The 26,401-nt window shown below is 69.8% G+C and carries 23 protein-coding genes; 19 read left to right on the top strand and 4 right to left on the bottom strand.

Going from position 1 to position 26,401, the window contains the following annotated elements; genetic code table 11:
* Positions 1 to 6: 6 nt before the first annotated feature.
* Together STSP_RS25140 and STSP_RS25135 are read left to right on the top strand one after the other, a co-directional pair.
* The gene (locus STSP_RS25140; RefSeq protein ID WP_067282425.1) at positions 7 to 618 is read left to right on the top strand and encodes an amidohydrolase family protein; all 612 of its coding nucleotides are present in this window, start codon (positions 7 to 9) and stop codon (positions 616 to 618) included.
* Positions 619 to 705: 87 nt separating this feature from the next.
* Complete coding sequence (locus STSP_RS25135) at positions 706 to 1,395, top strand: demethylmenaquinone methyltransferase (protein WP_067282483.1); 690 nt, start codon at positions 706 to 708, stop codon at positions 1,393 to 1,395.
* 68 nt (positions 1,396 to 1,463) lie between these two features.
* Here STSP_RS25135 and STSP_RS25130 read toward each other — a convergent pair whose 3' ends face one another.
* The gene (locus STSP_RS25130) at positions 1,464 to 1,808 is read right to left on the bottom strand and encodes a PASTA domain-containing protein (RefSeq protein WP_078067484.1); all 345 of its coding nucleotides are present in this window, start codon (positions 1,806 to 1,808) and stop codon (positions 1,464 to 1,466) included.
* A 125-nt stretch (positions 1,809 to 1,933) separates the two neighbouring features.
* Positions 1,934 to 2,449, bottom strand: a complete 516-nt coding sequence (locus STSP_RS25125; protein ID WP_067282420.1) for a GNAT family N-acetyltransferase — start codon at positions 2,447 to 2,449, stop codon at positions 1,934 to 1,936.
* Positions 2,450 to 2,546: 97 nt separating this feature from the next.
* Here STSP_RS25125 and STSP_RS25120 point away from each other — a divergent pair, with 97 nt between their 5' ends.
* Positions 2,547 to 3,839, top strand: a complete 1,293-nt coding sequence (locus STSP_RS25120; RefSeq protein WP_067282417.1) for a geranylgeranyl reductase family protein — start codon at positions 2,547 to 2,549, stop codon at positions 3,837 to 3,839.
* Between the two features lie 60 nt (positions 3,840 to 3,899).
* Entirely contained in the window at positions 3,900 to 4,715 is an 816-nt protein-coding gene (locus tag STSP_RS25115; RefSeq protein ID WP_067282396.1) for a nucleotidyltransferase domain-containing protein, read from the top strand.
* Between the two features lie 133 nt (positions 4,716 to 4,848).
* Here the strand turns inward: STSP_RS25115 and STSP_RS25110 are convergent, their stop codons facing one another.
* A complete protein-coding gene (locus STSP_RS25110; RefSeq protein ID WP_067282394.1) occupies positions 4,849 to 5,637 on the bottom strand; it encodes a C40 family peptidase in 789 nt (262 codons plus the stop codon).
* 773 nt (positions 5,638 to 6,410) lie between these two features.
* Between STSP_RS25110 and STSP_RS25105 the strand changes: the two genes are divergently transcribed.
* The 15 genes from STSP_RS25105 (at position 6,411) to recQ (ending at position 24,975) form a co-directional block, all read left to right on the top strand.
* A complete protein-coding gene (locus tag STSP_RS25105; RefSeq protein ID WP_067282392.1) occupies positions 6,411 to 6,770 on the top strand; it encodes an NADH-quinone oxidoreductase subunit A in 360 nt (119 codons plus the stop codon).
* A gap of 36 nt (positions 6,771 to 6,806) precedes the next feature.
* A complete protein-coding gene (locus STSP_RS25100; RefSeq protein ID WP_067282391.1) occupies positions 6,807 to 7,361 on the top strand; it encodes a NuoB/complex I 20 kDa subunit family protein in 555 nt (184 codons plus the stop codon).
* A complete protein-coding gene (locus STSP_RS25095) occupies positions 7,358 to 8,116 on the top strand; it encodes an NADH-quinone oxidoreductase subunit C (RefSeq protein WP_067282389.1) in 759 nt (252 codons plus the stop codon). Before STSP_RS25100 ends, STSP_RS25095 begins: the two co-directional genes overlap by 4 nt.
* Entirely contained in the window at positions 8,113 to 9,435 is a 1,323-nt protein-coding gene (locus STSP_RS25090; protein ID WP_067282387.1) for an NADH-quinone oxidoreductase subunit D, read from the top strand. The genes STSP_RS25095 and STSP_RS25090 overlap by 4 nt, the downstream gene beginning before the upstream one ends.
* Positions 9,432 to 10,292 carry an NADH-quinone oxidoreductase subunit NuoE gene (gene nuoE / locus STSP_RS25085; protein WP_067282386.1) on the top strand — a complete coding sequence of 287 codons (861 nt, stop codon included), beginning with the start codon at positions 9,432 to 9,434 and terminating at the stop codon, positions 10,290 to 10,292. The genes STSP_RS25090 and nuoE overlap by 4 nt, the downstream gene beginning before the upstream one ends.
* On the top strand, positions 10,289 to 11,668 hold the full coding sequence (gene nuoF, locus STSP_RS25080) for an NADH-quinone oxidoreductase subunit NuoF (protein WP_408646354.1): 1,380 nt from the start codon (positions 10,289 to 10,291) through the stop codon (positions 11,666 to 11,668). The genes nuoE and nuoF overlap by 4 nt, the downstream gene beginning before the upstream one ends.
* Positions 11,665 to 14,175 carry an NADH-quinone oxidoreductase subunit G gene (locus tag STSP_RS25075; RefSeq protein ID WP_067282382.1) on the top strand — a complete coding sequence of 837 codons (2,511 nt, stop codon included), beginning with the start codon at positions 11,665 to 11,667 and terminating at the stop codon, positions 14,173 to 14,175. The genes nuoF and STSP_RS25075 overlap by 4 nt, the downstream gene beginning before the upstream one ends.
* 26 nt (positions 14,176 to 14,201) lie before the next feature.
* Entirely contained in the window at positions 14,202 to 15,560 is a 1,359-nt protein-coding gene (gene nuoH / locus STSP_RS25070) for an NADH-quinone oxidoreductase subunit NuoH (protein ID WP_067282481.1), read from the top strand.
* Positions 15,553 to 16,239 carry an NADH-quinone oxidoreductase subunit NuoI gene (gene nuoI / locus STSP_RS25065; RefSeq protein ID WP_067282381.1) on the top strand — a complete coding sequence of 229 codons (687 nt, stop codon included), beginning with the start codon at positions 15,553 to 15,555 and terminating at the stop codon, positions 16,237 to 16,239. Before nuoH ends, nuoI begins: the two co-directional genes overlap by 8 nt.
* Positions 16,236 to 17,051 (top strand): NADH-quinone oxidoreductase subunit J, encoded by an 816-nt coding sequence (locus tag STSP_RS25060; protein ID WP_067282379.1) that lies wholly within the window; start codon positions 16,236 to 16,238, stop codon positions 17,049 to 17,051. Before nuoI ends, STSP_RS25060 begins: the two co-directional genes overlap by 4 nt.
* Positions 17,048 to 17,347: an NADH-quinone oxidoreductase subunit NuoK gene (gene nuoK / locus STSP_RS25055; RefSeq protein WP_067282377.1), complete on the top strand. Its 300-nt coding sequence runs from the start codon at positions 17,048 to 17,050 to the stop codon at positions 17,345 to 17,347. Before STSP_RS25060 ends, nuoK begins: the two co-directional genes overlap by 4 nt.
* A 13-nt stretch (positions 17,348 to 17,360) precedes the next feature.
* Positions 17,361 to 19,304 carry an NADH-quinone oxidoreductase subunit L gene (nuoL, locus tag STSP_RS25050; RefSeq protein ID WP_067282376.1) on the top strand — a complete coding sequence of 648 codons (1,944 nt, stop codon included), beginning with the start codon at positions 17,361 to 17,363 and terminating at the stop codon, positions 19,302 to 19,304.
* A gap of 5 nt (positions 19,305 to 19,309) precedes the next feature.
* Positions 19,310 to 20,899: an NADH-quinone oxidoreductase subunit M gene (locus STSP_RS25045; RefSeq protein ID WP_067282374.1), complete on the top strand. Its 1,590-nt coding sequence runs from the start codon at positions 19,310 to 19,312 to the stop codon at positions 20,897 to 20,899.
* Entirely contained in the window at positions 20,896 to 22,545 is a 1,650-nt protein-coding gene (gene nuoN / locus STSP_RS25040) for an NADH-quinone oxidoreductase subunit NuoN (RefSeq protein WP_067282372.1), read from the top strand. The genes STSP_RS25045 and nuoN overlap by 4 nt, the downstream gene beginning before the upstream one ends.
* A gap of 351 nt (positions 22,546 to 22,896) precedes the next feature.
* Positions 22,897 to 24,975 carry a DNA helicase RecQ gene (recQ, locus tag STSP_RS25035; RefSeq protein WP_408646353.1) on the top strand — a complete coding sequence of 693 codons (2,079 nt, stop codon included), beginning with the start codon at positions 22,897 to 22,899 and terminating at the stop codon, positions 24,973 to 24,975.
* Positions 24,976 to 25,020: 45 nt separating this feature from the next.
* Here the strand turns inward: recQ and fahA are convergent, their stop codons facing one another.
* Positions 25,021 to 26,352 (bottom strand): fumarylacetoacetase, encoded by a 1,332-nt coding sequence (fahA, locus tag STSP_RS25030; protein WP_078067478.1) that lies wholly within the window; start codon positions 26,350 to 26,352, stop codon positions 25,021 to 25,023.
* Positions 26,353 to 26,401: the final 49 nt, after the last annotated feature.

The following is a 26,401-nucleotide window of genomic DNA, read 5'->3' as shown; positions in this document are numbered from 1 at the left end:
CCGGCGATGCTGACGATTCACGTGGCCGAGGCATCGCCGGACCTCGCCGTCGCGGTCGAGAGGAACACCGTCGTGGCCGTCGGGCCGTACGAGGAACTGACCGCCGCCCGTCCCCAGGCACGGGTGCGGCGATGGCCCGGCATCCTCACGCCCGGACTGCTCAACCCGTACGGTCCCGAACTGCTCGAGCAGACCTACCACCCGGACCCCCGCGAGGCAGGGGAGTTGGGGTCCGAGCTGCTCACCGGGGCGGCCGCCCAGGCCGTGTTCGGCGCGGACGAGGCACGCCGGGGCGCGAGCGCACGGCGCGGGGTGCAGCGCATGCTGGCCCACGGCACGGTCGCGGTGGGCGGGCAACTGCGCAACCGTGCCGTGCTCGATGCCGTACGAAGGGCCGGTCTCGTGATGGCCGGGCGGACGGAGCCGGGGCCAGGGGTGCCCGCGCTCGACCCGTGGGCCACGGGCCGTCCGGTGGTGTGGATGCCCCGGTTGGCCGTGGGTGGGCCGGCGCGGTTCGCGGTCTTCGATGTGCGGAACGAGGCGGAGCTTGCCGAGTCGGGCAGCGCGACGTGCGTGGCGACCGTCATCGACGGGCGGCTCGTGTACCGGCGCCGGTAGGGGGCCCGACCGGTTCGGCCCGACGGAGGAGGCCGTACGGGCCGGGTGCCTGAGGTCTGCCCGGCCCGTACTGCCACAATGGGCACCGTGACCCGCGCATCCCTGGACAAGCAGCCGCACGAAGTCGCCTCGATGTTCGACGGCGTGGCGGAACGGTACGACCTCACCAACGACGTGCTGTCCCTGGGTCAGGCCCGGCTGTGGCGCAAGGAGGTCGCGAAGGCCGTCGACGCCCGGCCCGCGCAGAAGATCCTGGACCTGGCCGCCGGTACGGCGACGTCCTCGCTGCCGTTCGCGCAGACCGGCGCGTACGTCGTGCCCTGCGACTTCTCGCTCGGCATGCTGCAGGTCGGCAAGCGGCGCCATCCCTGGATGCCGTTCACGGCAGGCGACGCGACGAAGCTGCCGTTCCGGGACGACACCTTCGACGCGGTGACGATCTCCTTCGGGCTGCGCAACGTCCAGGACACGGACGCCGCGCTGCGCGAGCTGTACCGCGTGACGAAGCCGGGCGGCCGGGTCGTGATCTGCGAGTTCTCGCACCCGACCTGGGCGCCGTTCCGCACCGTCTACACCGAGTACCTGATGCGCGCCCTGCCGCCCGTCGCCCGCGCCGTGTCGTCCAACCCCGACGCGTACGTCTATCTCGCCGAGTCCATCCGCGCCTGGCCCGACCAGCCCGCGCTCGCGCAGCGGCTGCAGAAGGCGGGCTGGCAGAAGGTGGCGTGGCGCAATCTGACGGGCGGGATCGTGGCGCTGCACCGCGGCGTCAAGTAGGCGCAGGACGGCCGGCGGCACCCGAAGCCGGTCAAGCGCAAGGCAGGCGGAATCACCCCAGGCCGGAATCACGCAGGCCGCAGCGCCTCGAACGGCTCGCCCGGCTCGTCGAGCTCCCGGTACAGGCCGCCGGCCGGCGGGCCTGGACGGCGCGGTTCCCGTACGCCCGCACCGCCGCCGCCCTCACCGTCGCCGAGGTCGAACCAGACGGTGACGACGGCGCCGCGGGGCACCTCGACGCCCGGCAGCGGGTACTGCCGCACCACGTAGTCGACGACGGTCAGATGGAAGTCGGGCCGGTCCGGAGCCGCCAGCAGCACACCGCCGGCCTCGGCTCTTGCGCGCGCGTCCACGGCCATCAGGCCGACCAGCCGCGGTACGCGCACTTCGGGTGTCTTGGGCGTAAGGCGCACGGACGTCACCCCCCAGCGGTACCGGAAGGGTAGACCCCAAACCGGGCATCCCGGAACCGTCAGGGATGCCCGCGCCCTGAAGGGGCGCACGGCTGTATCGATATGCGGCACTCCCAGCGGAGCGCCTAGAGCTCCAGCCGGAAGCAGTGCCCCTGCTGCTTCGACGCGGGTGTCGTGAACGTCTCGGCGAGCTCCATGCCGAGCCGCCGCGTCACCGCGATCGAGCGTTCGTTGCGCGCGTCGACCATGGCCACGACGCTGCGGACGCCCGCCGCCCGCAACCGTTCCAGCGTCGCCTGCGCGGCCGCCGTCGCGTACCCCATACCCCAGTACGCCCGGCCGAGCCGCCAGCCGATCTCGATCTCGCCCTTCGGCCCCCACGCGTGCGGCCAGGGCTGGGCTCCCGTGAAGCCCAGCACCTCGCCGGGGAAGCGCTCCTCGTCGAGCATCGTCCAGAAGCAGAAGCCGTGCTCCGCGTCGTGCTTGCGCTGCCGGGCCGTCAACTCCTCGTACACGGACAGCTCGGCCGACCGGCCGCCGTGGAACTCCATCACGTCCGGGTGGTCGAAGACCCGGTGCCAGGCGAAGGCGTCCTCGTCGGTCGGGACGCGCAGCTGTACGACGGGGAGAGCTCGGTTCACGGGCGGCCCTTCGGCTGGGTGATCTGTGCTGCTGAATAGACTGCCCGTATCCGGTGCCATCCAGCACGCAGATTTCGAGTCTTGGGGAGATCCCGCTGTGACCGAGCCCGTCACCGAACACACCGCTGATGTGATCGTCGTCGGGGCCGGGCCAGCCGGTTCCACCACCGCGTACTACCTGGCGAAGGCCGGACTCGACGTCCTCCTCCTGGAGAAGACGGCATTCCCGCGCGAAAAGGTGTGCGGTGACGGGCTGACGCCCCGGGCCACCAAGCAGCTCGTGGCGATGGGCATCGACATCTCCGAAGAGGCGGGCTGGCTGCGCAACAAGGGTCTGCGCATCATCGGCGGCGGCGTGCGGCTGCAGCTGGACTGGCCGGATCTGGCCTCGTACCCGGACTACGGGCTCGTACGCAAGCGCGACGACTTCGACGAGCAGCTGGCGCGACAGGCGCAGAAGGCGGGCGCGCGGCTGTACGAGCAGTGCAATGTCGGCGCGCCGATCGTGGACGACCGCACCGGCCACATCACGGGCGTGCACGCCAAGCTCGGCGACTCGGGGGAGAAGCGGGACGTCACGTTCCACGCGCCGCTGGTCGTGGCGGCAGACGGCAACTCGACCCGACTGTCCCTGGCCATGGGGCTGCACCGCCGCGAGGACCGCCCGATGGGCGTCGCGGTGCGGACGTACTTCACCTCGCCCCGCCACGACGACGACTACCTGGAGTCCTGGCTGGAGCTGTGGGACCGGCGCGGCCCGGGCGAGGACCGGCTGCTGCCGGGCTACGGCTGGATCTTCGGTATGGGCGACGGCACGTCGAACGTCGGCCTCGGCGTCCTCAACACCTCCGCCTCCTTCAAGGAGCTGGACTGGCGCGAGGTGCTCAAGGCCTGGTGCGCGTCGATGCCGGAGGAGTGGGGCTACGTACCGGAGAACATGACCACCCCGATCCGCGGCGCGGCCCTTCCGATGGCCTTCAACCGCCAGCCGCACTACACCAAGGGCCTGCTTCTCGTCGGCGACGCGGGCGGCCTGGTGAACCCCTTCAACGGCGAGGGCATCGCGTACGCCATGGAGTCCGGCCAGATCGCCGCCGACGTCATCGTCCAGGCCCACGCCCGCGCGACGCCCGCCCAGCGCGAACTCGCCCTCCACAACTACCCGAAGATCCTCAAGGAGACCTACGGCGGCTACTACACGCTGGGCCGCGCCTTCGTGAAGCTCATCGGCAACCCGAAGGTCATGAAGCTGGCGACGCAGCGCGGTCTGACGCACCCACTGCTGATGAAGTTCACGCTGAAGCTGCTCGCCAACCTGACGGACCCGACGGGCGGCGACGCGATGGACCGGATCATCAACGGGCTTTCCAAGGTCGCGCCGAAGGCCTGAGCCACCGGCGCCCGGGTAATCCGGTCGCGGCTCGTCGTCCCGTTCTGCAGAATCCAGGCCGTGGATCGCTTGGTGGAGATCGCGGAACGGCTGACCGGCGTCGGCGGTGTCGTCGGGGTGTGTCTGGGAGGGAGCCGGGCGAGGGGCGCGCACAGTCCTGACTCGGACTATGACCTGGGCCTGTACTACCGGCGGCCGCTGGACACCGCCGCACTGCGTGAGCTCGCGGCCGAGCTGACCGGCGGGCCGGTCGAGGTGACCGAGCCGGGCGGGTGGGGACCGTGGGTGGACGGCGGGGCCTGGCTGACGGTCGACGGCCACCGCGTCGACTGGATCTACCGCGATCTCGACCGCGTGCACCGTATCTGGCAGCAGTGCCAGGCCGGGCACTTCGAGGTGGGCACCCAGCCCGGTCACCCGCTGGGGGTGTACTCCCACGCCTACGTCGGCGAGGTCGCCCTCGGGCGGGTCCTCGCCGATCCCAGTGGTGAGCTGGGGGCCCTGCAGCAGCAGACGCGCGGCTACCCGCAGCCGCTGCGCGAAGCGCTCATCGCCAACGCGCGGTGGGAGGCGGCGTTCATCGTGGGCGGCGCCCGCAAGGGTGCGGCTCGCGGCGACGCCTTCTACACGGCCGGGTGCCTCTTCCGCGCGGTGGGGGTTCTCGTGCAGGCCCTCCACGCTCACGCCGGGTGCTGGGTGCTCAACGAGAAGGGCGCCGTGCGAGCCGCGGGAGAACTCGCCGTCGCCCCACCGGCCTTCGCCGAGCGCGCCCACGCACTGTTCTCCGAACTCGGCACCACCCCGGACACCCTCACGGCGGCACTCGACGCCGCCGAGGAACTGACGCACGAGGTGTGCGAACGGCTCGCGTCCTGACCGGGACCGGCACGTCCCCGGCGGCGTTCTACGGGCTCAGAGCGACCCGTTCCGCGGCCGGACATGCCTTTGGGCCGCGGCTTCCCGGTCCGGGAAGCCGCGGCCCAGAGAGGCAGCCGAGGCTGCCCGGAACTCAGAGCACGCGGACCGCGCCGGTCGCCGGGTAACCCGACAGATCCTGGATGACAACGCCCTTGGAGGGGTTGGCGGCGTCCAGGTACTGGCCGTTGCCGATGTAGACACCGGTGTGGTACGCGGACCCCTTCGAGCCCCAGTAGAGGATGTCGCCGACCTGGAGGTTCGAGAGGGAGACCTCGGTGCCGACCGTCGACTGGTCCTGCGAGACGCGGGGAAGGTCCACACCGACCTGCCTGAAGGCGGCCTGGACGAGGCTGGAGCAGTCCCAGGCGTTGGGGCCGGTGGCGCCCATGACGTATGCGTCGCCCACCTGGGCCTTGAGGAAGCTGATGACGGTCGCGACGCTGCCGCTGGCGGGCGCGGCGACGTCGGAGGAGGCCGCCAGGACGGTGCGTGCGGAGGACCGCGATGCGCGCTCCTCGGCGGCCTTGCGCTCGGCCTCGGCCTTCTTCTTGGCCTCCGCCTTGCGCTTGGCCTCGGCGAGGTCCTTCTTGGCCTGCTTCGCGGCCTTCGCGGCGGCCGCGTCCTGTTCCGCCAGCAGCTCGTAGCGGTCTGCCGCCTGCTGGGTGGCGTCCGCGGACTGGGCGACCTGCGTGGACAGGTCGATGGAGAGCGTGGGCAGCTCGATGGTCTCGGTCACGGGCTCGGCGGCGGTCGCCGGCCCGGACGCACCGGCCACTGCCAGGGTGCTGAGGACGCCACCGGCAACTCCGGCGCGCAGTGCGAGCTTCGACGCGCCGCGGCGGGGCTTCCGGTGGCTGGGTATGTGAGCGGTGTGGGACATGTGTAAAAGCGCTATCAGGGACTCCCCGTTACCTTCAAGAAACGTGTGGTCCGCCACAGTTGCTCATTTCGGACACCGAATCCCGGGCGTGTCGCTCTTTATTGACGCCGTAACGGACATTGCGGGCGCAGTCGATCGGGCCTGTGATCACGGTCTTTCGCTATTACGTCCGAATTGCCCGCCACTTACCACTGGTTGGGGCTGTTGGCCAAGCCCGGTTCCTTCACGCCGCCCGGCCGTGTGGTACAGGTCACGGAACGGTCACTGTCGTAGGCGCGTCCGGCTCGTGAACGGATGCACGCGTTCGACGGCCGTCCACCCTTGCCCCGCCCGCACGGGGGCGCGCTTCACTATCAGGCGGACGCGTCCAGAGCCAATTTGCTGTGGACTTCCTGCGCTTGATAAAGCGCCCGCCGCTTCCACCTGGGAAAACGGGTCAAGATGTCACCTCTGGTGATCACTCAGGCGCTTCGGGTGTGAAGATCACTGCTCATCCGACTTCATGATCCTTCGACGGGTGGTGGAGATCACAAAGTCCGTGGCGCACCCCGTGTCGCAGATCACAGACCCACAGGCATAGGATGCGTGGCAGCTGGGCTTGTGACCTGCTTCACATGTACACGATCTCCGCGGGTCCGTACGGGACTTGTGAGTCAGTCCGGGGCTTCCGGAGCCTCTGGGGCCGATGGGGTCTGCGGGACATGTGTGACTGGAGCGGGAAGCAGCTCGGCGCCGCCGAAACAGTCAGTGCCGACTGAGAGGAGCGACGAGCGATGAACGCGTATGCGCCCATCCTCGTACTGGGAGCCCTCGGGGCAGGCTTTGCGATCTTCTCCGTGGTGATGGCCACGCTTGTCGGTCCAAAGCGCTACAACCGGGCCAAGCTCGAGGCCTACGAGTGCGGTATCGAGCCGACGCCGACACCGGCGGGCGGCGGACGATTCCCGATCAAGTACTACCTGACGGCGATGCTCTTCATCATTTTCGACATCGAGATCGTCTTTCTGTACCCCTGGGCCGTCACCTTCGACGCCCTGGGTCTTTTCGGGCTCGTGGAGATGCTGCTCTTCGTGCTCACCGTCTTCGTCGCCTACGCGTACGTGTGGCGGCGCGGCGGCCTGGACTGGGACTGACACGCGCAAGGGACAAAGGGGTCTGAGGGGCCACTAATGGGACTCGAAGAGAAACTGCCGAGCGGTTTTCTGCTGACCACCGTCGAACAGGCTGCGGGCTGGGTGCGCAAGTCGTCCGTCTTCCCGGCCACCTTCGGCCTGGCCTGCTGCGCCATCGAGATGATGACGACCGGCGCGGGGCGCTACGACCTGGCCCGCTTCGGCATGGAGGTCTTCCGCGGCTCGCCGCGCCAGGCCGACCTGATGATCGTGGCCGGCCGGGTGAGCCAGAAGATGGCGCCCGTGCTGCGGCAGGTCTACGACCAGATGCCGAACCCCAAGTGGGTCATCTCCATGGGCGTCTGCGCTTCGTCCGGCGGCATGTTCAACAACTACGCGATCGTGCAGGGCGTCGACCACGTCGTCCCCGTCGACATCTACCTGCCCGGCTGCCCGCCGCGGCCCGAGATGCTGATGGACGCGATCCTCAAGCTCCACCAGAAGATCCAGACCTCCAAGCTCGGCGTGAACGCCGAGGAGGCGGCGCGGGAGGCGGAGGAGGCGGCGCTCAAGGCGCTCCCCATCATCGAGATGAAGGGGCTGCTGCGATGACGAGCGAGCAGAACGGCGTGAACCCCGAGAAGCACGGCGTGAATCCGGAGCAGGATCTCAACGCCTCGAACCTCCCTGGTCAGCGGGGCGACCAGGGCGAGGAGATCCGCGTCCAGCGCGGCATGTTCGGCGCGAACAACGGCGGCGACACCTCCGGGTACGGAGGGCTCGTCCGGTCCGTACGGCTGCCCGGCCCGGCCACGCGTCCGTACGGCGGCTGGTTCGACGAGGTCGCCGACGAGCTCGAGGGCGCCCTGGAGGAGCAGGGGCTCCTCCCCGAGAACGCCATCGAGAAGACCGTCGTCGACCGCGGCGAGATCACCTTCCACATCGAGCGCGAGTACCTGGTCCGCGTCGCCCAGACCCTGCGCGACGACCCGGCGCTCCGCTTCGAGCTGTGCACCGGCGTCTCCGGCGTCCACTACCCCGGCGACAAGGGCCGCGAGCTGCACGCCGTCTACCACCTGCGCTCGATCACCCACAACCGGCTGATCCGCCTCGAGGTCAGCGCCCCCGACGCCGATCCACACGTCCCCTCGCTCGTCTCCGTCTATCCGACGAACGACTGGCACGAGCGCGAGACGTACGACTTCTTCGGACTGGTCTTCGACGGCCACCCGGCGCTGACGCGGATCATGATGCCGGACGACTGGCAGGGCTACCCGCAGCGCAAGGACTACCCCCTCGGCGGCATCCCCGTCGAGTACAAGGGCGCCCAGATCCCGGCTCCGGACCAGCGGAGGTCGTACTCATGAGCACGCAGTCAGCATCAGCCCGCGAGACGACCGAAGGCACCGTATATACGGTCACCGGCGGCGACTGGGACGAGGTCGTCCAGACCGCGGCCAAGGCCGACGACGAGCGCCTCATCGTCAACATGGGTCCGCAGCACCCGTCCACCCACGGCGTGCTCCGCCTGATCCTGGAGATCGACGGCGAGACGGTCACCGAGGCCCGCTGCGGCATCGGCTATCTGCACACCGGCATCGAGAAGAACCTCGAGTACCGCACGTGGACGCAGGGCACCACGTTCGTGACGCGCATGGACTACCTGACGCCATTCTTCAACGAGACGGCGTACTGCCTCGCGGTCGAGAAGCTCCTCGGCATCGAGGACGACATCCCCGACCGGGCGACGATCATCCGGGTGCTCCTGATGGAGCTGAACCGGTTGTCCTCGCACCTGGTGTGCATCGCCACCGGCGGCATGGAGCTCGGCGCCACCACGATCATGATCTATGGCTTCCGTGATCGTGAACTCATTCTCGACATCTACGAGCTGATCACCGGCCTTCGGATGAACCACGCGTACATCCGGCCCGGCGGACTCGCCCAGGACCTGCCGCCCGGCGCGGTCGACCAGATCCGCGAGTTCGTGAAGAAGATGAACAAGAACCTTCCCGAGTACGACAAGCTCGCCACCGGGAACCCCATCTTCAAGGGCCGCATGCAGGACATCGGCTACCTCGACCTCGCCGGCTGCATGGCGCTCGGCGCCACAGGACCGATCCTGCGCTCGGCGGGCCTCCCGCACGACCTGCGCAAGGCGCAGCCGTACTGCGGCTACGAGACGTACGACTTCGACGTCCCGACCGCCGACACCTGCGACGCCTACGGCCGCTTCCTGATCCGGCTCGAGGAGATGCGCCAGTCGCTGCGGATCGTCGAGCAGTGCCTGGACCGCCTGGAGCCCGGTCCCGTCATGGTCGCCGACAAGAAGATCGCCTGGCCCGCGCAGCTCGCCCTCGGCCCGGATGGCCTCGGCAACTCGCTCGACCACATCAAGAAGATCATGGGCACCTCGATGGAGGCCCTGATCCACCACTTCAAGCTGGTGACGGAAGGGTTCCGCGTCCCGCCGGGCCAGGCCTACGCGGCCGTCGAGTCCCCCAAGGGCGAGCTCGGGGTGCACGTCGTGTCCGACGGCGGCACCCGCCCCTACCGGGTCCACTTCCGCGACCCGTCCTTCACCAACCTGCAGGCCATGGCGGCGATGTGCGAGGGCGGCATGGTCGCCGACGTCATCGTCGCCGTCGCGTCCATCGACCCCGTGATGGGAGGCGTCGACCGGTGACCACCACCCCTTCCGAACAGGGCGTCAGCCTGGGCATGCCGCAGCTGCCCGCGCCCGACTACCCGGACGACGTCCGGGCCCGGCTCGAAGCGGACGCGCGCGAGATCATCGGCCGCTACCCCGACTCCCGGTCCGCGCTGCTCCCGCTGCTGCACCTGGTGCAGTCCGAAGAGGGATACGTCACGCGCACCGGGATGCAGTTCTGCGCGGACATGCTCGGCCTGACCACGGCCGAGGTCACCGCCGTCGCGACCTTCTACACCATGTACCGGCGCAAGCCGAGCGGTGACTACCAGGTGGGTGTCTGTACCAACACCCTGTGCGCGGTCATGGGCGGCGACGCCATCTTCTCCGCCCTCCAGGAGCACCTGGGCGTCGGCAACGGCGAGACCACCGGCGACGGCAAGGTCACCCTGGAGCACATCGAGTGCAACGCCGCCTGCGACTACGCGCCCGTGGTGATGGTCAACTGGGAGTTCTTCGACAACCAGACGGTCGAGAGCGCCAAGCGGCTGGTCGACGATCTGCGCGCGGGCGCCGAGGTGCAGCCGACCCGCGGTGCGCCCCTGTGCACGTACAAGGAGACCGCCCGCATCCTCGCCGGATTCCCCGACGCCCGGCCGGGTGCCGTCGAGGCGAGCGGCAGCGCGGGCCCGGCCTCGCTGATCGGGCTGCGCCTCGCCAAGGGGGAACAGCCCGAGCCGCGCATCGTGCACCCGCGCGGCGAGGAGCGCAGGGACGCCGCGCCGCAGGACGAGTCGCCCGCCGACCACCTCAGCGCCCACGACGCGCCGCAGAAGACATCGGCGTCGGATCCCGCGCACCCCGCGGGCCCCGTCACCGAGGAGGGGGAGTGATGACCGTGTCCACCGAATTCGGGGGCACCTCCCGGCCCGAGGCCGGTGGGGAGTCGAGCCCGGAGAAGCTGCTCGCCCCCGTCCTGTCGGCGTACTGGGACGAGGACAGGTCCTGGACGCTGGACGTCTACCGGCGCCATGAGGGATACGAGGGCCTGCGCAAGGCGCTCGCCATGTCGCCCGACGACGTCATCGCCTACGTCAAGGACTCGGGCCTGCGCGGCCGCGGCGGCGCGGGCTTCCCCACGGGCATGAAGTGGCAGTTCATCCCGCAGGGCGACGGCAAGCCTCACTATCTGGTTGTCAACGCCGACGAGTCGGAGCCCGGGACGTGCAAGGACATCCCGCTCCTCTTCGCGAACCCGCATGCCCTCATCGAGGGGATCGTGATCGCCTGTTACGCGATCAGGTCGGAGCACGCCTTCATCTATCTGCGCGGCGAGGTCGTGCCCGTGCTGCGCAGGCTGCACGCGGCCGTCCACGAGGCGTACGCGGCGGGCTACCTCGGCAAGAACGTGCTGGGCAGCGGCCTCAACCTGGAACTCACCGTGCACGCGGGCGCGGGCGCGTACATCTGCGGTGAGGAGACCGCGCTGCTCGACTCGCTCGAAGGCCGCCGCGGCCAGCCGCGACTCCGTCCCCCCTTCCCTGCTGTCGCCGGCCTCTATGCGTGCCCCACTGTCGTGAACAACGTGGAGTCGATTGCGTCGGTTCCCGCGATTCTGAACAAGGGCAAGGAATGGTTCAGGTCGATGGGCAGCGAGAAGTCCCCGGGCTTCACGCTCTACTCGCTCAGCGGCCATGTCGCCAACCCCGGCCAGTACGAGGCCCCGCTCGGCATCACGCTGCGTCAGCTGCTCGACATGAGCGGCGGCATGAGGCCCGGACACCGGCTGAAGTTCTGGACCCCGGGCGGCTCCTCGACCCCGATGTTCACCGACGAGCACCTCGACGTCCCGCTCGACTACGAGGGCGTGGGCGCCGCCGGATCGATGCTCGGCACCAAGGCGCTGCAGTGCTTCGACGAGACGACCTGTGTCGTGCGGGCCGTCACCCGCTGGACCGAGTTCTACGCCCACGAGTCCTGCGGCAAGTGCACGCCCTGCCGTGAAGGGACGTACTGGCTGGTGCAGTTGCTGCGCGACATCGAGGCGGGCAAGGGCGCGATGAGCGACCTCGACAAGCTCGCGGACATCGCCGACAACATCAACGGCAAGTCCTTCTGCGCCCTCGGCGACGGCGCCGCCTCGCCGATCTTCTCCTCGCTCAAGTACTTCCGCGAGGAGTACGAGCAGCACATCACCGGCGGGGGCTGCCCCTTCGACCCGGCCAAGTCCACCGCTTGGGCCGATCACCGTACGGAGGTGAACGCATGACTGTGACGACGAGCGCTCCCTCCGGGAGCGGGGAGGCTCCGGTGCCGCGCGAGGACCTCGTGACGCTGACGATCGACGGCATCGAGATCAGCGTGCCCAAGGGCACCCTGGTCATCCGGGCCGCCGAGCTGCTCGGCATCGAGATCCCGCGGTTCTGCGACCACCCGCTGCTCGACCCGGCCGGTGCCTGCCGTCAGTGCATCGTCGAGGTCGAGGGCCAGCGCAAGCCCATGGCGTCCTGCACGATCACGTGTACGGACGGGATGGTGGTGAAGACGCAGCTCACCTCGCCGGTCGCCGAGAAGGCGCAGCGCGGTGTGATGGAGCTGCTGCTCATCAACCACCCGCTGGACTGCCCGGTCTGCGACAAGGGCGGCGAGTGCCCGCTGCAGAACCAGGCGATGTCGGTCGGCGACCCGGACACCCGCTTCGAGGGCAAGAAGCGGACGTTCGCCAAGCCGGTGCCGATCTCCACGCAGGTGCTGCTCGACCGTGAGCGGTGCGTGCTGTGTGCGCGCTGCACCCGGTTCTCCAACCAGATCGCCGGCGACCCGATGATCGAGCTGATCGAGCGGGGCGCGCTGCAGCAGGTCGGTACGGGTGAGGGCGACCCCTTCGAGTCGTACTTCTCCGGGAACACCATCCAGATCTGCCCGGTGGGCGCGCTGACCTCGGCGGCGTACCGGTTCCGCGCACGGCCCTTCGACCTCGTGTCCAGCCCGACCGTGTGCGAGCACTGCGCGGGCGGTTGCGCGACGCGTACCGACCACCGGCGCGGCAAGGTCATGCGGCGGCTCGCCGCCCATGACCCCGAGGTCAACGAGGAGTGGATCTGCGACAAGGGCCGGTTCGCGTTCCGGTACGCGCAGCTGTCCGACCGGATCGAATACCCCCTCGTCAGGAACGCCGAGAGCGGTGACCTGGAGCCGGCCAGCTGGCCGGAGGCCCTGGAGGCGGCGGCCCGCGGGCTGACCGGGGCCCGCGGCAGGACCGGCGTGCTGACCGGCGGCCGGCTGACCGTCGAGGACGCCTACGCCTACAGCAAGTTCGCGCGCGTGGCGCTCGACACGAACGACATCGACTTCCGCGCGCGCGTGCACAGCAGCGAGGAGGCCGACTTCCTCGCCTCGCAGGTCGGGGGCCGCGGGCGGGACCTCGACGGTACGGGCGTGACGTACGCGGCGCTGGAGAAGGCTCCCGCCGTCCTGCTCGCCGGCATCGAGGCGGAGGAGGAGGCGCCCGGCGTCTTCCTGCGGTTGCGCAAGGCCTGGCGGAAGCACGGGCAGCGCACCTTCGCGCTCGCCTCGCATGCCACGCGCGGTCTGGAGAAGGCCGGCGGCACGCTGCTGCCCGCGGCGCCCGGCACCGAGACCGAGTGGCTCGACGCGCTCGCGGGCGGGGTCGGCCTGGAGGGCGACGGGGCGAGGGCCGGCGAGGCCCTGCGCGCCGAGGGGTCCGTCATCGTAGTCGGCGAGCGGCTCGCCGCCGTGGCGGGCGGGCTGACCGCCGCCGTACGGGCCGCGACCGCGACCGGCGCACGGCTGGTGTGGATCCCGCGCCGGGCCGGTGAGCGCGGCGCGATCGAAGCCGGTGCCCTGCCGTCGCTGCTGCCCGGCGGGCGCCCCGCGACGGACCCACGCGCGCGTGAAGAGGTCGCCGCCGCCTGGGGTCTCGCGGAGCTTCCGCACCGCTACGGCCGTGACACCGGGCAGATCGTCGAGGCGGCCGCCACAGGCGAGCTCGGTGCGCTGCTCGTGGCGGGCGTCGAGGTCGCCGATCTCCCGAACCCGGCACGCGCGCGTGAAGCCCTTCACGAGGTGGGCTTCCTCGTCTCGCTGGAGCAGCGCCCGAGCGAGGTGACCGAGCTGGCCGACGTCGTCCTGCCGGTGGCCGCCGTCGCCGAGAAGGCGGGCACCTTCCTCAACTGGGAAGGCAGGGCACGGCCGTTCGAGGCCGCGCTCAAGCCGGACCACATGACGCGCCGTCTGGCACCCACTGACGCGCGTGTGCTGCAGATGCTGGCGGACGCGATGGACGTCCACCTCGGACTGCCGGACCTCAGGACGGCTCGCATCGAGCTGGACCGGCTCGGCGTCTGGGACGGGCCGCGGGCGACAGCGCCCCTCGAGACGGGCGTTCCGCTGCCGAGGCCGGGCGCCGGAGAGGCTGTCATGGCCGGGCACCGGCTGCTGCTCGACCTCGGCCGCCTCCAGGACGGCGACGAGGCGCTCGCCGGAACCCGCCACGCGGCCGTGGCCCGGCTCTCCGCGGCGACCGCGGCCGAGGCGGGCGTCAAGGACGGCGACCTCCTCGCCGTCACGGGGCCCGCGGGCGCCACGCACCTCCCGCTGCAGATCACGGAGATGCCCGACCGCGTGGTGTGGCTTCCGATGAACTCGACCGGGACGGGCGTCGCCTCGGACACGGGGGCGCGGCCCGGCGAACTCGTCCGTATCGGCCCGGCGGTGGAGCCGAAGGCCTCTTCTGTCACGGAGGTGACGTCATGACGCCACAGGCCCTGGCGCCAGGGGCGCTGACGCCGCTCGCGGTGGAGGACCTGTCGATGTTCGGCACCGATCCCTGGTGGCTGGTCGCGATCAAGGCGGTCTTCTGCTTCGCCTTCCTGATGGTGACGGTGCTCTTCTCCATCGTGTGGGAGCGCAAGGTCGTCGCCTGGATGCAGCTGCGCATCGGCCCCAACCGGCACGGCCCCTGGGGCATGCTCCAGTCCCTCGCGGACGGCATCAAGCTGATGCTGAAGGAGGACGTGGTCGTCAAGCGGGCGGACAAGGCGGTCTACATCCTCGCCCCGATCGTCGCGGCGATCCCGGCCTTCATGGCGATCGCGGTGATCCCCTTCGGACCGTCCGGCAACGAGGTCTCGATCTTCGGGCACCGCACCGCGATGCAGCTCACCGACCTGCCGATCGCGATGCTCTACATCCTCGCGGTCGCCTCCGTCGGCATCTACGGCATCGTGCTGGCGGGCTGGAGCTCCGGATCGACGTATCCGCTGCTCGGCGGCCTGCGCTCCTGCGCCCAGATGATCTCGTACGAGATCGCGATGGGTGCTGCCTTCGCCTCGGTGTTCCTGTACTCCGGGTCGATGTCTACCTCGGCGATCGTCGAGTCGCAGCAGGACCGCTGGTACATCCTGCTGCTGCCGGTGTCGTTCCTGGTCTACATCGTCACGATGGTCGGCGAGACCAACCGCGCGCCGTTCGACATGCCGGAGTCCGAGGGCGACCTGGTGGGCGGCTTCAACACCGAGTACTCGTCGATCAAGTTCGCGATGTTCATGCTCGCCGAGTACGTGAACATGGTGACGGTCTCGGCGGTGTCGGTGACGCTCTTCCTCGGCGGCTGGCGGGCGCCCTGGCCGGTCTCCACCTTCTGGGAGGGTGCGAACCACGGCTGGTGGCCGATGCTCTGGTTCGTCGTCAAGGTCCAGTTGCTGCTGTTCTTCTTCATCTGGCTGCGCGGCACCCTGCCCCGCGTCCGCTACGACCAGCTGATGAAGCTCGGCTGGAAGGTCCTCATCCCCGTCTCCGTGGTGTGGCTGATGCTCGTGGCGACCGTCCGGGCGCTGCGCAACGCGAACTACGCCGTCAGCGACATCGCGCTCTACGTCGGCGCGGGCGTCCTTGCCGTCCTGCTGCTGTCCTTCGTCGCCGACATGTTCCGCGCCAGGCAGCCGGCCGAGGAGGTACGCGAGAAGCCGGCGGCCTTCGACCCGATGGCGGGCGGATTCCCCGTGCCGCCGCTGCCGGGGCAGACCCTTCCGCCGGTGCCGAGGCGGCGCCCGCGGCGGGAGCGGGAGCTCATTGTCAGTGGTGGCCCGGATACTCCAAGTGACGGACCTACGGATGGAAAGGAGGCGTCCGATGGCTGAGGAGCCCAAGGAGCCCGGGAAGTCCGGCGAGACCGACCAGGGGTTCCAGAACCCGGTGGCCGGCTTCGGCGTGACCTTCAAGGCCATGTTCAAGAAGCGGCTCACCGAGCAGTACCCGGAGCAGAAGAAGACCACCGCTCCCCGCTTCCACGGACGGCACCAGCTCAACCGCCATCCGGACGGCCTGGAGAAGTGCGTCGGCTGCGAGCTCTGCGCCTGGGCCTGCCCCGCGGACGCGATCTACGTGGAGGGCGCGGACAACACGGACGAGGAGCGCTACTCGCCCGGCGAGCGGTACGGCCGCGTCTACCAGATCAACTACGCCCGCTGCATCTTCTGCGGCCTGTGCATCGAGGCGTGCCCCACGCGCGCGCTGACGATGACCAACGAGTTCGAGCTGGCCGACTCCAGCCGCGAGAACCTCATCTACACCAAGGAGCAGCTGCTCGCCGGGCTCACGGAGGGCATGGTCGACACGCCGCACGCGATCTACCCGGGCACGGACGAGCAGGACTACTACCGGGGCCTGGTGACGGAGGCGGCGCCGGGCACGGTCCAGCAGGTCGCGGTCTCCAAAGGTGAACTGCATCAATCGGCAGGCCCTTCGGGCGCGGCCCAGGAGGCATCCTCCGACTTCGGCCCGAACGAGCCCGCCTCGAAGAAGGTGATCGGCCGATGACACAGCTCGCCGCCTACACCACCTCGACCGGTGAGGCCCTGCAGTTCTGGGTGCTCGGCACGGTCGCCGTGATCGGGGCCCTGTGCACCGTGTTCATGAAGAAGGCCGTGCACAGCGCGCTGTGCCTGGCCGGGACCATGATCATCCTGGCGGTCTTCTACCTCGCCAACGGTGCGTACTTCCTCGGCATCGTGCAGATCGTCGTCTACACCGGCGCGATCATGATGCTGTTCCTCTTCGTGGTCATGCTCGTCGGCGTCACGGCGGCGGACTCGCTGAGGGAGACCATCAAGGGCCAGCGCTGGCTCGCCGCCCTGTGCGGGCTCGGCTTCGCGGTGCTGCTGGTCGGTGGCATCGGCAATGCCTCACTGAAGGAGTTCAACGGCCTCGGACAGGCGAACTCCGCCGGCAACGTGCAGGGCCTCGCGGAGCTCCTCTTCACCAAGTACGTCTTCGCCTTCGAGCTCACCGGCGCGCTGCTGATCACCGCCGCGGTCGGCGCGATGGTACTCACGCACCGCGAGCGCACCGAGCGCGCCAGGACCCAGCGTGAGCTGTCCGAGCAGCGCGTGCGCGAGGGCAAGCACCTGCCGCCGCTGCCCGCCCCGGGCGTCTACGCCCGGCACAACGCGGTGGACATCGCGGGCCTCCTCCCGGACGGCACCCCGTCCGAGCTCACCGTCAACAAGACGCTGCGCTCGCGAGGCCAGATCCGCGACGTGTCCACCGAGGCGCTGAACGATCTCAAGGCGCTCGAGCAGCGCGCGGAGGACCGCCTTGAACGGCCGCGGCCCGAGGAGGCATCGAAGTGAACCCGGTCAACTACCTCTATCTCGCCGCCCTGTTGTTCGCCATCGGCGCCACCGGCGTGCTCATCAGACGGAACGCGATCGTCGTCTTCATGTGCATCGAGCTCATGCTCAACGCCTGCAACCTCGCGCTCGTCGCCTTCTCCCGGATGCACGGCAATCTCGACGGCCAGATCATCGCGTTCTTCACGATGGTCGTCGCCGCCGCGGAGGTCGTGGTCGGGCTCGCGATCATCGTGTCGCTGTTCCGTTCCCGCCACTCGGCCTCGGTCGACGACGCCAGCCTGATGAAGCTGTAAGGGGTCGCTGAACGTGGAGAATCTGATTGCGCTGCTGGTAGCGGCGCCACTGCTCGGAGCGGCCGTCCTGCTGTGCGGCGGCCGCCGCCTGGACCGTACGGGCCACTGGATCGGCACGGTGCTCGCGGCCGTCTCCTTCGTCGTCGGCGCCGTGCTCTTCGTCGACATGCTGGGCAAGGGCCCCGAGGAGCGGACGCTCACCCAGCACCTGTTCAGCTGGATCCCGGTGGAGGGCTTCCAGGCGGATGTCGCCTTCCAGCTCGACCAGCTGTCGATGACGTTCGTCCTGCTGATCACCGGCGTCGGCTCCCTCATCCACCTGTACTCGATCGGGTACATGGAGCACGACGAGCGGCGCCGCCGCTTCTTCGGCTATCTGAACCTGTTCCTCGCGGCGATGCTGCTGTTGGTCCTCGCCGACAACTACCTGCTGCTGTACGTCGGCTGGGAGGGCGTCGGTCTCGCCTCGTACCTGCTGATCGGCTTCTGGCAGCACAAGCCCAGCGCCGCCACCGCCGCGAAGAAGGCCTTCCTGGTCAACCGCGTCGGCGACATGGGCCTGTCCATCGCGATCATGCTGATGTTCACCACCTTCGGCACGTTCGCGTTCGGCCCGGTCCTTGAGTCCACGGACAAGACGAGCGAGGGCATGCTCACCGCGATCGCGCTGATGCTGCTGCTCGCCGCGTGCGGCAAGTCGGCGCAGGTGCCGCTGCAGTCCTGGCTCGGGGACGCGATGGAGGGCCCGACTCCGGTCTCGGCCCTGATCCACGCGGCCACGATGGTGACGGCGGGCGTGTACCTGATCACGCGGTCCGGCGCGATCTTCAACGGCGCCCCCGACGCGCAACTGGCCGTGGTGGTGGTCGGCGCGGTCACGCTCCTCTTCGGTGCGATCGTCGGTTGCGCGAAGGACGACATCAAGAAGGCGCTGGCCGGCTCGACGATGTCGCAGATCGGCTACATGATCCTGGCCGCGGGCCTCGGCCCGGTCGGCTACGCCTTCGCGATCATGCACCTGGTGACGCACGGCTTCTTCAAGGCCGGGCTGTTCCTCGGCGCCGGCTCGGTCATGCACGGCATGAACGACGAGGTCGACATGAGGAAGTACGGCGGCCTGCGGAAGTACATGCCGGTCACCTTCGTGACCTTCGGGCTCGGCTACCTCGCGATCATCGGTCTGCCGCCGTTCTCCGGCTTCTGGTCCAAGGACAAGATCATCGAGGCGGCCTTCGCGCAGCAGAGTGATCTGCGGTCCTGGATCTTCGGCGGCGTCGCGCTGCTGGGCGCGGGCATCACCGCGTACTACATGACGCGCGTGATGATCCTGACCTTCTTCGGGGAGAAGCGCTGGCAGCCGGCGCCCGACCCGGACACGGCTCCGAGCGTCGAGCCCGGCATCGAGGTGCACCCCGGCGAGATGCCGCATCCGCACGAGGCTCCGAAGTCCATGACGATCCCGATGATCGTGCTGGCCTTCGGGTCGGTCTTCGCGGGCGCGGTGTTCGGCATCGGCGAGCGGTTCGTGCACTGGCTGGAGCCGGTGACCTCGTTCGAGCACCCGCACCCGGTGGTCGGCGTGCCGGTCATCACGACCGCCACGATCGTGGTGCTCCTGCTCGGCGTCGGCCTTGCCTATCTGCAGTACGGGCGCCGTCCCGTCCCGGTCGTCGCCCCGCGCGGCTCGCTCCTCACCCGCGCCGCGCGGCGCGATCTCCTCCAGGACGACTTCAACCACGTCGTGCTGGTCCGCGGCGGCGAGCACCTGACGCGCTCCCTGGTGTACCTCGACCACAGCCTGGTCGACGGGGTCGTCAACGGCACGGCGGCCTCGGTCGGTGGGCTGTCCGGGCGGCTGCGCAGGCTGCAGAACGGCTACGCACGCTCGTATGCGGTCTCGATGTTCGGCGGCGCGGCGCTCCTCGTCGCCGCGACCCTGCTGATGAGGGCGGTCTGATAGCGATGTCGCAAGTAGTGAACGCAGGGTTCCCCCTCCTGACGGCGACGGCCGCGCTCCCGGCGGTCGGTGCGATCGCCACCGCAGCCGTCCCGGCAGGCCGGCGCGTCGCGGCCAAATGGCTGGCGCTGCTCGTCTCGCTCGCCACGCTCGTGCTGGCCGCGATCGTGGCCGTCCGGTTCGAGCCCGGCGGTGACCGCTATCAGCTCGTCGAATCCCACGCCTGGATCAAGGACTTCGGGGTGCGGTACGAGCTGGGGGTCGACGGCATCGCGGTGGCGCTCATCGCGCTGACGGCCGTACTGATCCCGTTCATCATCCTGGCGGGCTGGCACGACGCCGATCCCCTGGAGACCAAGTCGAAGCGATGGCGGCCGACGCAGGGCTTCTTCGCCCTGATCCTCGCCGTCGAGGCGATGGTGATCCTCTCCTTCGAGGCCACCGACGTCTTCCTCTTCTACATCTTCTTCGAAGCCATGCTCATCCCGATGTACTTCCTCATCGGCGGCTTCGGAGACCGGGCGCACGAGCACGGAGACGCGGCCGCGGCCACGCAACGCTCGTACGCCGCCGTGAAGTTCCTCCTGTACAACCTGGTCGGCGGCCTGATCATGCTGGCCGCGGTGATCGGGCTGTACGTGGTGGCGGGGAACTTCTCGCTCCAGGAGATCGCCGCGGCCCGGGCCAACGGGACGCTCGACATGGCGACCAACACCGAACGGCTGCTGTTCCTCGGCTTCTTCTTCGCCTTCGCGGTGAAGGCGCCCCTGTGGCCGCTCCACACCTGGCTGCCGAACGCCATGGGCGAGGCCACCGCCCCGGTGGCCGTCCTCATCACGGCGGTCGTCGACAAGGTCGGCACCTTCGCAATGCTCCGCTTCTGCCTCCAGCTCTTCCCGGAGGCCAGCAAGTGGGCGACCCCGGCGATCCTGGTGCTGGCACTGATCAGCATCGTGTACGGGGCGCTGCTGGCCGTCGGCCAGCGCGACATCAAGCGCCTGGTGGCCTACGCGTCGATCTCGCACTTCGGCTTCATCATCATGGGCATCTTCGCGATGACCAGCCAGGGCCAGTCCGGTGCGACGCTCTACATGGTCAACCACGGCATCTCGACCGCAGCGCTGATGCTGGTGGCGGGCTTCCTGATCTCGCGGCGCGGCTCGCGGCTCATCGCGGACTACGGCGGTGTGCAGAAGGTCGCGCCGGTGCTCGCCGGCACCTTCCTGATCGGCGGCCTGGCGACCCTATCCCTGCCAGGACTCGCCCCCTTCGTCAGTGAATTCCTGGTCCTGGTCGGCACGTTCGCGCGCTACCCGGTGATCGGCATCATCGCCACCTTCGGCATCGTGCTCGCCGCGCTCTACACCCTCGTCCTCTACCAGCGGACGATGACGGGCCCGGTGAAACCGGAGGTCGCGGCGATGCCCGACCTCAGGGTGCGGGAACTCGTGGTTGTCGCCCCGCTGATCGCACTGCTGATCTTCCTGGGCGTCTATCCGAAGCCGGTCACCGACATCGTCAACCCCGCGGTCGGGCACACCCTGTCCGACGTACAGCAGCAGGACCCCAAGCCCGAGGTGGAGGCGGCCAAGTGAGCGCATCAGCCGTCCACAGCCTGTGGACAACCGCGGCGGAGCCGATCACCAGGATCGACGCGCCGAAGTTCGAGTACGGGCAGATGTCGCCCACCCTGATCGTCCTGGGCGCGGCGATCGTCGGGGTACTCGTCGAGGCCTTCGTGCCCCGCAAGTCGCGCTACTACGTCCAGGCCTTCCTGTCCGTCGTCGCGCTCGCCGCCGCCTTCGCCGCGGTCGTCGCGCTGGCGGCCGGCGGATACGGCACCACGAAGGCGCGGATCTCGGCGATGGGCGCCATCGCCGTCGACGGACCGTCGCTGTTCCTGCAGGGCACCATTCTGCTGGCGGGCCTGGTCTCGGTGTTCACCTTCGCCGAGCGACGGCTGGACCCGGAGGCGCACGGCAACCGCGTCGACTCCTTCGCCGCGCAGGCGGCGTCCGTGCCGGGCAGCGACAGCGAGAAGGCCGCGGTGAAGGCGGGGTTCACCACCACCGAGGTGTTCCCGCTGGTCCTGTTCGCGATCGGCGGCATGCTGATCTTCCCCGCGGCGAACGACCTGCTGACGCTGTTCATCGCCCTGGAGGTCTTCTCACTGCCGCTCTACCTCCTGTGCGCCCTGGCCCGCCGCAAGCGCCTCGTGTCGCAGGAAGCGGCCGTCAAGTACTTCCTGCTCGGCGCCTTCGCCTCCGCGTTCACGCTGTTCGGCATCGCCCTGCTGTACGGCTACGCGGGCTCCGTGTCGTACGCGACGATCGCCCAGGTCGTGGACGGCAGCATCCAGAACGTCACTCCGGCGCTCGCCGACACCATGGGCAACGACGCGCTGCTGCTCATCGGCGCCGCGCTCCTGGTGATGGGCCTGCTGTTCAAGGTGGGCGCCGTGCCGTTCCACATGTGGACCCCGGACGTGTACCAGGGAGCGCCGACGCCGGTCACGGGCTTCATGGCGGCCGCCACGAAGGTGGCCGCGTTCGGTGCGCTCCTGCGGGTGCTCTACGTCGTCCTGCCCGGTCTGCGCTGGGACTGGCGGCCGGTGATGTGGGGCGTCGCCATCGTCACGATGCTGGGCGGCGCGATCGTCGCGATCACCCAGACCGACGTGAAGCGGCTCCTGGCGTACTCGTCGATCGCGCACGCGGGGTTCATCCTGGCGGGTGTCATCGCCATGACCCCGGACGGCGTCTCGTCCGTGCTGTTCTATCTGGCGGCGTACTCCTTCGTGACGATCGGCGCGTTCGCGGTCGTCACGCTGGTGCGGGACGCGGGCGGCGAGGCCACGCACCTGTCCAAGTGGGCGGGTCTCGGCCGGCGTTCGCCGCTGGTCGCGGCGGTCTTCGCGGTGTTCCTGCTGGCCTTCGCGGGCATTCCGCTGACGTCCGGTTTCGCCGGGAAGTTCGCCGTGTTCAAGGCGGCGGCGGAGGGCGGGGCGGCACCGCTGGTCGTGATCGGTGTGATCTCGTCGGCGGTCGCGGCGTTCTTCTACATCCGCGTGATCGTGCTGATGTTCTTCAGCGAGCCGAAGCCGGAGGGCCCGACGGTGGCCGTCCCGTCGCCGCTGACGATGACGGCGATCGGGCTGGGCGTGGCGGTCACGCTGGTGCTCGGCGTGGCGCCGCAGTACTTCCTGGATCTGGCGGGGCAGGCGGGGGTGTTCGTGCGCTGAGAGCGCGTGCTCTCAGGCGCCGGACGGGCTGGATTTTCCAGCCCGTCCGGCGTTTTGCTTTCAGCCCGTCCGGGCCGGAATCTTCAGCCCGTCCGCGCGGGAATCTCCAGCCTGTCCGGGCGGGAATCTCCAGCCCGTCCGGCGTTTGAGGACGAGCCCGAAGGGCGATCACGGGGGTCTGGGGGCGGAGCCCCCGGTTTCGGGAAGGGGCGGGATTGGGGGAAAGCCCCGCAGGGCACACCACCGGGCTCCCCCAGGCCTGTGGATAACTCTTCGGGTGTCGGCGCCGACCCCTATGGTGGCTGTGGTGGTCGAGGGACGACACACGGGGGGGCACGGCAAATGATTGCGATGGGCGGAACAGGCGTGATGGCCGAAGCGGAGACGGGCGCGGAGCCGGGCGCAGAGCAAGAGGACAGCTCCACGGCGCTGGCGCCAGCGACGACGACGGCGGTGAGCGCGAGCGCCGACGCCGTCGGCCTGACCGAGAGCGACGCGGTCGCCACACTCCGCCGCGTCTTCGGCTACGAAGCCTTCCGCGGCGAGCAGGAAGCGATCATCGACCACGTGGTGGCGGGCGGCGACGCCGTCGTGCTCATGCCCACGGGCGGCGGAAAGTCCCTGTGCTACCAGATCCCTGCGCTGGTCCGCCCGGGCACAGGCGTCGTCGTCTCGCCCCTGATCGCGCTGATGCAGGACCAGGTGGACGCGTTGCGGGCGCTCGGCGTGCGCGCTGGGTTCATCAACTCCACGCAGGACTTCGACGAGCGGCGCATGGTCGAGGCGGAGTTCCTCGCGGGGGAGCTGGACCTGCTGTACCTGGCCCCGGAGCGGCTGCGCCTCGACGCCACCCTCGAGCTGCTGTCCCGCGCCAAGATCTCCGTCTTCGCGATCGACGAGGCGCACTGCGTGGCGCAGTGGGGACACGACTTCCGGCCGGACTATCTGGCGCTGTCGGTCGTGGGCGAGCGCTGGCCTGACGTGCCGCGGATCGCGCTGACGGCCACGGCGACGCGGGCCACGCACCAGGAGATCACCCAGCGCCTGGACATGCGGAACGCCCGCCACTTCGAGGCGAGCTTCGACCGGCCCAACATCCAGTACCGCATCGTGCCGAAGGACGACCCGAAGCGGCAGCTGCTGGCCTTCCTTCGGGAGGAGCACGCGGGCGACGCCGGCATCGTCTACTGCCTCTCGCGCAACTCCGTGGAGAAGACCGCGGAGTTCCTGTGCCGCAACGGCATCGAGGCCGTGCCGTACCACGCGGGCCTGGACGCCGGCACGCGCGCCGCCCACCAGTCCCGCTTCCTGCGCGAAGAGGGCCTCGTGGTGGTCGCGACGATCGCCTTCGGCATGGGCATCGACAAGCCGGACGTCCGGTTCGTCGCCCACCTCGATCTCCCGAAGTCGGTCGAGGGCTACTACCAGGAGACGGGGCGCGCGGGCCGCGACGGCCTGCCGTCGACGGCCTGGATGGCATACGGCCTGCAGGACGTCGTCCAGCAGCGCAAGCTGATCCAGAGCGGCGAGGGCGACGAGGCCTTCCGCCGGCGGGCGGCCTCCCACCTCGACGCGATGCTCGCGCTGTGCGAGACGGCCCGCTGCCGACGCGGCCAGCTGCTGACGTACTTCGGTCAGGAGCCCGGGGCCCCGGCGTGCGGAAACTGCGACACCTGCCTCACGCCGCCCGAGACCTGGGACGGCACGGTCGCGGCGCAGAAGGTGCTCTCCACGGTGGTGCGACTGCAGCGGGAGCGCGGCCAGAAGTTCGGCACGGGGCAGATCGTCGACATCCTGCTGGGCCGTCGGACGGCCAAGGTCATCCAGTTCGATCATGACCAGCTGTCCGTCTTCGGTATCGGACAGGAGCTGTCGGAGGCCGAATGGCGCGGGGTGGTACGGCAGTTGCTGGCACAGGGGCTGCTGGCCGTCGAGGGCGAGTACGGGACGCTGGTGCTGACCGACACGAGCGGGACGGTGCTGCGGCGCGAGCGCGAAGTGCCGATGCGCAAGGAGCCGAAGAAGCCGGCCGCGTCCCGGGCGGCGTCCGCGGTGAAGGGTGAGCGCAAGACCAGGACCGCTGCTGCGGATCTGCCCGATGAGCTTGTGCCCGTCTTCGAGGCGCTGCGCTCCTGGCGCGCAGAACAGGCCCGTGAACAGGGCGTTCCGGCCTACGTCATCTTCCACGACGCCACGCTCAGGGAGATCGCCGCGGCCCGCCCCCGCTCGGTGGCCGACCTCCGCGGCATCAGCGGCGTCGGCGAGAAGAAGCTGGCGACGTATGGGGAGGGAGTGCTGGAGGTGCTGGCTTCCCTGGACGCGGCTCCCGGGGGCGCCTCGGAGCTCGAGAGCTCCGAGGCGCCGGCACCGGACCCTGACTGGCCCGAGCCCGACGCGGAGCCGGAGCCGGAGCCGGACGACTGGATATAGACGCGGAGAGGGTGGACACAGCCGCATCCAGCGTTGCGCTCGCCCCTACGCCGCCGGCCTGATCCTCCCCGTCACCTCACCCAGGCCCACCTTCGTCCCGCCGGGCCCGGGTGCCCAGGCTGACAGGGTCACCACGTCGCCGTCCTCGAGGAAAGTCCGCTTGCCGTCGGGGAGATCGAGGGGATCCCGGCCGTTCCAGGTGAGTTCGAGCAGCGAGCCGCGCTCGCTCTCGCCTGGGCCGCTGACGGTGCCGGAAGCGTAGAGATCGCCCGTGCGCAGCGAGGCGCCGTTGACCGTCATATGGGCCAGCTGCTGCGCCGCCGTCCAGTACATCGTGGAGAAGGGAGGGCGGGAGACCACATGTCCGTTGATCGCGACGGAGATGCGCAGATCGTAGCCGCCGGGTTCGTCCGCCGCGGACTCCGCCGAGTCGTCGAGATAGGGAAGGAGCGGATGCGTGCGTTCCGGAGGCGCCACGCGCGCCGCGTCCAGCGCCTCCAGGGGCGTGATCCATGCCGACACCGACGTGGCGAAGGACTTGCCGAGGAAGGGCCCGAGCGGGACGTACTCCCAGGCCTGCAGATCCCGGGCCGACCAGTCGTTGAGCAGGCTCAGCCCGAAGACATGCTCACGGAAGTCCGACAGCGCCACCGATGTGCCCATGCCCGACGGCACGCCGACCACGAAGGCGACCTCGGCCTCGATGTCCAGGCGCACCGAGGGGCCGAAGACCGGTGCGGGATCGGCCGGCGCCTTCCGCTGGCCGCAGGGCCGTACCACGTCCGTCCCGGACACCACGACGGTGCCGGACCGGCCGTGGTAACCGATGGGCAGATGCTTCCAGTTGGGGGTGAGCGAGTCCGCGGCGTCGGGGCGGAAGATCCGGCCGACGTTACGGGCGTGGTTCTCGGAGGAGTAGAAGTCGACGTAGTCCGCCACCTCGAAGGGGAGGTGCAGCGTGACCTCGGACAGCGGGTGCAGGAGCGGCTCGACCACCTCCCGGTGGGCGGGCACCGTCACCCAGGCGGTGAGCGCGCGACGCACGTCGCTCCAGGCGGTGCGGCCCGCCGCCAGCAGCGGATTGAGCGTCGGCTGGGCGAGCAGCGAGACGTACGGGGAGCCCAGCGCTGCGGCCGCCGCACCGGCGTCCAGCACGAACTCGCCGAGCCGTACGCCGCCCCGCCGCTCCGGATATCCGTGCCCGGGCCGGGTGAACACGCCGTACGGGAGGTTGTGCGGACCGAAGGGATCGCCCTCGGCGAGGTCGAGCGGACTGGACGGACCGACCGTCTCGACCGGCTCGACCGGGTCGGTCGGGCCGGTCGGGCCGGTCGGTTGTGCCGGGTCGAGAGGAGCGAGCGGGTTCTGCTCGGGCATCTGTTCCTGCCTCGCTTTCCGTGTGGGTGTGCCTCACGTTACGGGGCAG

It is taken from the genome of Streptomyces jeddahensis (genome assembly GCF_001642995.1).
GTDB classification, from domain to species: Bacteria; Actinomycetota; Actinomycetes; order Streptomycetales; family Streptomycetaceae; genus Streptomyces; species Streptomyces jeddahensis.
Note: the sequence above shows the minus strand (reverse complement) of the source record. Positions and strands in the feature narration are given on the sequence as shown.